The 6,239-nt window shown below is 34.1% G+C and carries 3 protein-coding genes; all 3 read left to right on the top strand.

Translation table 11 applies throughout. The annotated features are described in order from the left end of the window. Positions 1 to 1,701, top strand: a 1,701-nt coding sequence (locus ICJ83_RS07695) for a T9SS type A sorting domain-containing protein (protein WP_188229793.1), incomplete at its 5' end; no start/stop codon positions are given. Between the two features lie 466 nt (positions 1,702 to 2,167). Next, positions 2,168 to 3,955, top strand: coding sequence for a T9SS type A sorting domain-containing protein (locus tag ICJ83_RS07690; RefSeq protein WP_188229792.1), 1,788 nt, complete (start codon positions 2,168 to 2,170; stop codon positions 3,953 to 3,955). Between the two features lie 415 nt (positions 3,956 to 4,370). Beyond that, positions 4,371 to 6,239, top strand: a 1,869-nt coding sequence (locus ICJ83_RS16940; protein ID WP_223154641.1) for a hypothetical protein, incomplete at its 3' end; no start/stop codon positions are given.

The raw sequence follows: 6,239 nt of genomic DNA, 5'->3' as shown, positions 1-6,239 counted from the left end.
AGTGATTTAGGAGAGCGTACAGCTAATGCCTGTGGTGATGAAATCACAGTGACCTGGACCATTACAGATACTTGTATCGATCCAATAATGGCATCAGCTACTTATACTATAACCGCTCCGCCAGCAATTACATACGATATTTTACCACAAGACGCTACAGTCAGTGCTTGTGATTATACCGATGGTGACTTTGCACAATGGGTTGAAGATCAGGAAACAGCCTTGAATTTAGGAGGTGGATGTGAGCCTATGTTATCAAGTGATTTAGGAGAGCGTACAGCTAATGCCTGTGGTGATGAAATCACAGTGACCTGGACCATTACAGATACTTGTATTGAGCCAATTGAAGCATCGGCAACGTACACAATAACCGCTCCACCAGCAATTACATACGATATTTTACCACAAGACGCTACAGTAAGTGCTTGTGATTATACCGATGGTGACTTTGCACAATGGGTTGAAGATCAGGAAACAGCCTTGAATTTAGGAGGTGGATGTGAGCCTATGTTATCAAGTGATTTAGGAGAGCGTACAGCTAATGCCTGTGGTGATGAAATCACAGTAACCTGGACCATTACAGATACTTGTATTGAGCCAATTGAAGCATCAGCTACTTATACTATAGCACCAACTCCGGAAATAGTTTTAACACTACCACAAGTAGAAACAATGATTTGTAATGTGGCATTCCCTGAAAGTTTAATGGCTACGTATACAGGTTGTGTGCCTGGCGAATTAAACGTAGGTCCTACAAATATGAGATATAGTGACGATGGTTGTGCAGAATTAGCAGATTATGTATTCACTACACCAGAAGATGTTTGTGGAAACTATGTTACAGAAACAATCACAATCACCCGTGAATTCGATAAATATGATAATTGTGAAACCATGTTTGCTCGTAACGGTGACGACGCTCTATGTTTCTTAGATGACAATATAGGAAATGACGGAGGTGATTTTAACCGTTGGGGTTGGACAAATCTTGTTTCTCCAAGCGACACAGATTATATTATGAATCTTTACGCCGGAGCTGCACATTGTGATATAAGTAAAGGCGCACATGTAGGTACTGCTACAGTAAATTACAACGGTTCAAATATGACTATTTCATATAATTTGTTTGAAGGATATGGTATGAACGAAGCACATGTTTATGTAGGTTGTGATTTATATCCAATGAAAAACGCTAAATATACTGTTGCTCCTGGGCAATACAATTTTAATCCAGGTGGTTCTTACGACTATGTAAATGAATTGACCATTGAAATTGATGACTTACCTGGTTCTGATTTATATGTTATTATTCATGGTGTTGTTTGCGAAGAAGTTTGCAAATGTTCAGAAGGATACAATAGCGGAGGAACGGAATCTATGAATGGAAGTGGCGTTACTAATTGTGATAATGCAAAAATCGCCGCAAGTTCTACAAGCGAATCGAGTGAATTTAAAGCTTACCCCGTTCCTTTTGAGGAAGAGGTTACGTTTAAATATTCATTTAGTTATGACACCGATGTTACCATTGAAATTTATGATATGAAAGGTTCTTTACTTAAATTAATAAAGGACACTGATTATTCATTAGGAAAAGATAAAGAGTATAAACTCAATTTATCTAGCTTTGGTACTCAAATGTTCTTGGTTAAACTAACTACAAATAAAGAGGTTATTACCAAGCAGATAGTAAGTTCTAATTAATAGTAGGAATTTAATTAAATGAAGAAGAGCAGCTTAGGCTGCTCTTTTTTTGTTATGTAAAATTTTAAAGTAAAATACTTCACCTTTATTTAGACCGTAAAATCCTGCTCATTTTAAATCTGATATTACTCTTCTTACGTTTACTTTTCATCGATAAAAATTACCGTTAAAAGATTTGTTAAAATTTATAAAAAGCTTTTCTAAATTAAATTAATCTATACATTTGCCGACTTTATGTTTAAGTTTTTGATACAAAGTGTTTTGTAGGATTTTTAAAAGAGTTTGTAAACGATTATTTATAATGTAAAATTTTCAACTTGAACGTAAACGCTGAATATTACAAAAATTAACCCATATTAACTGACAGAAAATTATAATAAAGCAGTATTTCATCGATAAAATTGTTAAAAAACCCGACGAAAAGCAAATTATTAGTATTTTTACCAGACCCAAAAATGCCCAAATCATGAAATTCTTAACCAATACCAGTAAAAAACTAACAACACTTATTATTCTAGTTTTTAACGTTTTAATTCATGCACAGCATGAATCCCTTTTAAAAGTGAAATTATCAGATCAGGTTTCTCAGTCCAATCAAATTGTAGAAGGAAAAGTAATTTCAAAATCTTCCTTTTGGGATGAGGCGCATCAATTTATATATACCAAACAAATTATTGAGGTTTACAAAGTCTTTAAAGGGGAGGAAGTTGAAACCATTGAATTAATAACAAAAGGTGGTATTGTTGGGTACGATGCTATAATTGTTTCACATAGCCTTCAGTTAAACGAAGGTGATGCGGGGGTATTTATTTTAGATGAAATTATAAATTCAAAAAATATCAGTATTGGATCTGCAAGTAAATTATTTACTTCAAAATTTGAAAGCCAAGGATTCTATAAATATAATATTAGAAAAAATATAGCAAGCAATGGCACTGAAATATTCGAAGATATACCAAACAATTTTTACAAAAGTCTTGAAAATCAAACTCAAAAAAGTGCCGTAATAATAAAAAACAACAACCTTAATTTGAATAGTACATTAAGCGGAAAAGTAATACAAAACAATTTGGTTACAAATACTACTGCAACCATGTCTTCGTTTAATGGGAAAAGTTACTCTGCCGGTACCAAAAGTATTTTAACAATAAATGGAACTGGTTTTGGAGATACAAAAGGCTCTGTATCATTTAGTGATGCTGATTTTGGAGGTTACTTTTATTCTGAAGCCTTAAGTTCTGAAATTTTAAGTTGGACAGACACAAAAATTGAAGTAGAAATTCCAGATACAGCAGGCACGGGATATGTAAAAGTTAATACGATGGATAATGGCACGGTAACATCTTCCGAAAAATTAATTGTGGATTATGCTGAGATAAATCTGGACTATAATGGAAACTCTTATCAAACACAGCATGTCGACAAAAATGGCAATGGGGGATATACTTGGCAAATGAATCAGGAGTTTTACGAATCTGATGCGAACCAAGCTTTTACGCGAGCATTAAATACATGGAAATGTGGAACGGGAATAAACTGGGATATTTCCGCTGAATTAACTTCGGTAACAAAATATAATTCATATGATAATGTAAATTCCATAATTTTTAGTGATGATTTAGGCGGTACAGTTTTAGGACAATGCTATTCCAGATATGCCGGTTGTGCCGAAGGTTCTAAAATTGTTTGGTACGTTGTTGAATTGGATATCGTTTTTAATAGATCAATAAATTGGAATTACAGCACGAGTCCTCCTGAAAGTAATCAGATAGATTTCGAAAGTGTTACAGTACACGAGTTAGGTCATGGTCATCAATTGGGACATGTTGTAAATTCGAATTATATAATGAATTACAGTTTATCTACTGGGAAATATTTAAGGTCATTAACCGCCGTCGATTTAGAAGGTGGTCAGGATGTACAGAGTAGAAGCACAAGTAGTGAAATTTGCGGTGAACTTAGCATGGTTTCTGCGTCTTGCTCAACGTTATCAAACGATGAATTTGAGCTTAGTAGTCAATTCAATATTTACCCAAACCCTGTAGAGAGTACGTTATTCATTCAAAATAATGAAAACCTGAATGTACATCAAATTACAATGCATAATATTCAAGGAAGTGTTGTTTTTAACCAATCTCTAAAAAACTGGAATCGTACAACCGAAATTAATGTTAGTCATTTAACTAGCGGTATTTATTTATTAAGTATAGATACAGTTCATGGAACGGTAAGAAAAAAGGTTTTAATAAAATAAATTTGTGCAATAAAACTTACATGTTTAATTTTTTATCGAAAAAATGATAGCAAACAAATTATATATTGATATTCAATACGTTATAAATTGATAGTTCGTCAATAATTCATTATATTTATACATCGTTTCTTTACTAGAAACAATTCCTCTTTAAAAATAGCATTTGGTTAATAGCAGTTTATTAAATGCCCTTTTATTATCTTCTTTTGAATATATAACATCAAATTATGTTGTGGCTTTTAAAAGTTGCGCTCAAATCAGCTGTCCTATTGTATGTTGTGTTAAGTAATATAGTAACTGCACCAGTCTCTCTTTATTTAATTTATATGTTATGCTAACAAACTAGCACCACGTCTATTACCCTTATTTATTGTTATGTAAACTCATTTATTAACTTAATTTAAATGTTATGTTTATGTACAATTTTACTACAAAGAAAAATATTGGCATGGCCAGTATGCATTACAAGAAATTAACAATACTCTGTTTATTTTTGCTCTTCTCCGCATTTTTAACAAACAAGGCTAATTCGCAGATTAATATTGAAAACGGAACCGTTCTAGTTAATTTTGGAACGGATGGTGATGTAATATCTGACATAACTACCTATACAGATCCAATGTGGCCATCACCAGCAAATACCGATGATTGGTTCGATTATTTTCCAGATGAAAGTGATCCTGGGTCTGGAGTAGGAGTTATAGATCCGACAGGATCAGGAGTTTTGGTAGGTGATATTCAAGCCTCTACCATTTTAGGTCAAAGTGGTGGCGTTTTTAGAGAAGTAGATGGTAGATTATGGATTGATGCTGCTTACGCCAGAGATTATCAATGGGCTACAGGAATTGATTACACCATTTTTGATGGTAACAATAAAAGTTTCTTTAATCCTAATACTGATTGGGACTGGAAATCTGGTAATGGTCCCCAAAAGAATGATATTGTTGATGGTTTCGTGCATTTAAGAACAGAGAATTTAGCCGATGGTGATTTATGGGCCTTTTTTGGTGCTTCAACACGATCTACAGATGGAACAAGTTTTTTGGATTTTGAATATTTTAGAAATTTTATTGGTATAGATAGCGAAGATCCAGCGGTAGACGTGCAAGGTACTTTCTTATCATCCGGACCTAATGATGGCCGTACGGCTTGGGTTTATGATGATGCACAAGACTTTGATGTAGATACTTATGGTGATTTTATTATTAGTGCCAATTACAATAACGGAGGTGTTAATGTTGAAATTAAAATATTTTTATGGGTAGATATAACTTTACCTCCTTCAGAATACCAAACTATAAATACATTTGCTGAGCTACCTTATGAATTTCTATTTAATAATAATGGAAGTTTAGTTGAAGACCATGTTACAGGGAATACTTATGGTTATGCTGAAATAAAAATGAAAAACCCAGAAACAATTTATTTTCAAATAAATGAAGCAAATACTTCTGGTCCATTTTGGCAAACAGTGGATACTAATGGGAATTTATCCGATTTTTATGAGCAATTACAGCTAGTTGAATTCGCTATGAATGCAACCGATTTTGGATTGGATGCCAGACGTCGTGCTGGTACCTGTGGAGATGCTTTGGGTTACGGTTTAATAAAAACAAGATCATCAGATTCATTTACAGCCACATTAAAAGACTTTTTAGGGCCTATTCCCTTAGGTAATTTCCCTGCCACTTCAGTAGAATTACCTGCTGATTTTTGTGAATCAGAATTACCTGCTAACATTGAGGCTACAGTAATGCCATCTATGGCAACCTATAAATATGAATGGTATAAGGATGGAGTTAAGGACGACGCAAATTCAGGAACAGGAGATAGCTATAGAACGTATCCAGCAACATTGCCAGGAACTTATAGGGTAGATGCTACAATAATTATTGGCTTTGGCGGAAATAATGTTGAAGGGTGTACAGTCTCTGATACGATAATAATTTCTGAAGGGTTTGAAGCAGGAACGGGTACAGAAGCTGAATATTGTGAAAATGATAGTGATTTAAGTAGTATTGATTTAGATTTACTTTTAACAGGGGCTGATCCAGGAGGTCAATGGTCTATTGACGGTGAGAATGTAGAAAGTCCTGTGAATCTACTAGCGGCACAGCCTGATGATTATATATATACTTATACTGTTGGTCCAGAAGGAGAGGATTCAGAATGTCAACCAGATGATACTACTGTAACAATCACTATAAATCCACTACCAGAGATGAGTTGTCCAGATCCAATAAGTGTATGTATTGATGCGGATGCCTTTGCATTAAGCGGAGCA

The sequence above is a fragment of the Aestuariibaculum sediminum genome (assembly GCF_014596945.1).
Classification (GTDB): Bacteria; Bacteroidota; Bacteroidia; order Flavobacteriales; family Flavobacteriaceae; genus Aestuariibaculum; species Aestuariibaculum sediminum.
Note: the sequence above shows the minus strand (reverse complement) of the source record. Positions and strands in the feature narration are given on the sequence as shown.

Excerpts from the sequence above, each read along its gene's own strand:
- ICJ83_RS07690 (WP_188229792.1), top strand. The coding sequence starts at position 2,168 with ATGAAATTCTTAACCAATACCAGTAAAAAACTAACAACACTTATTATT.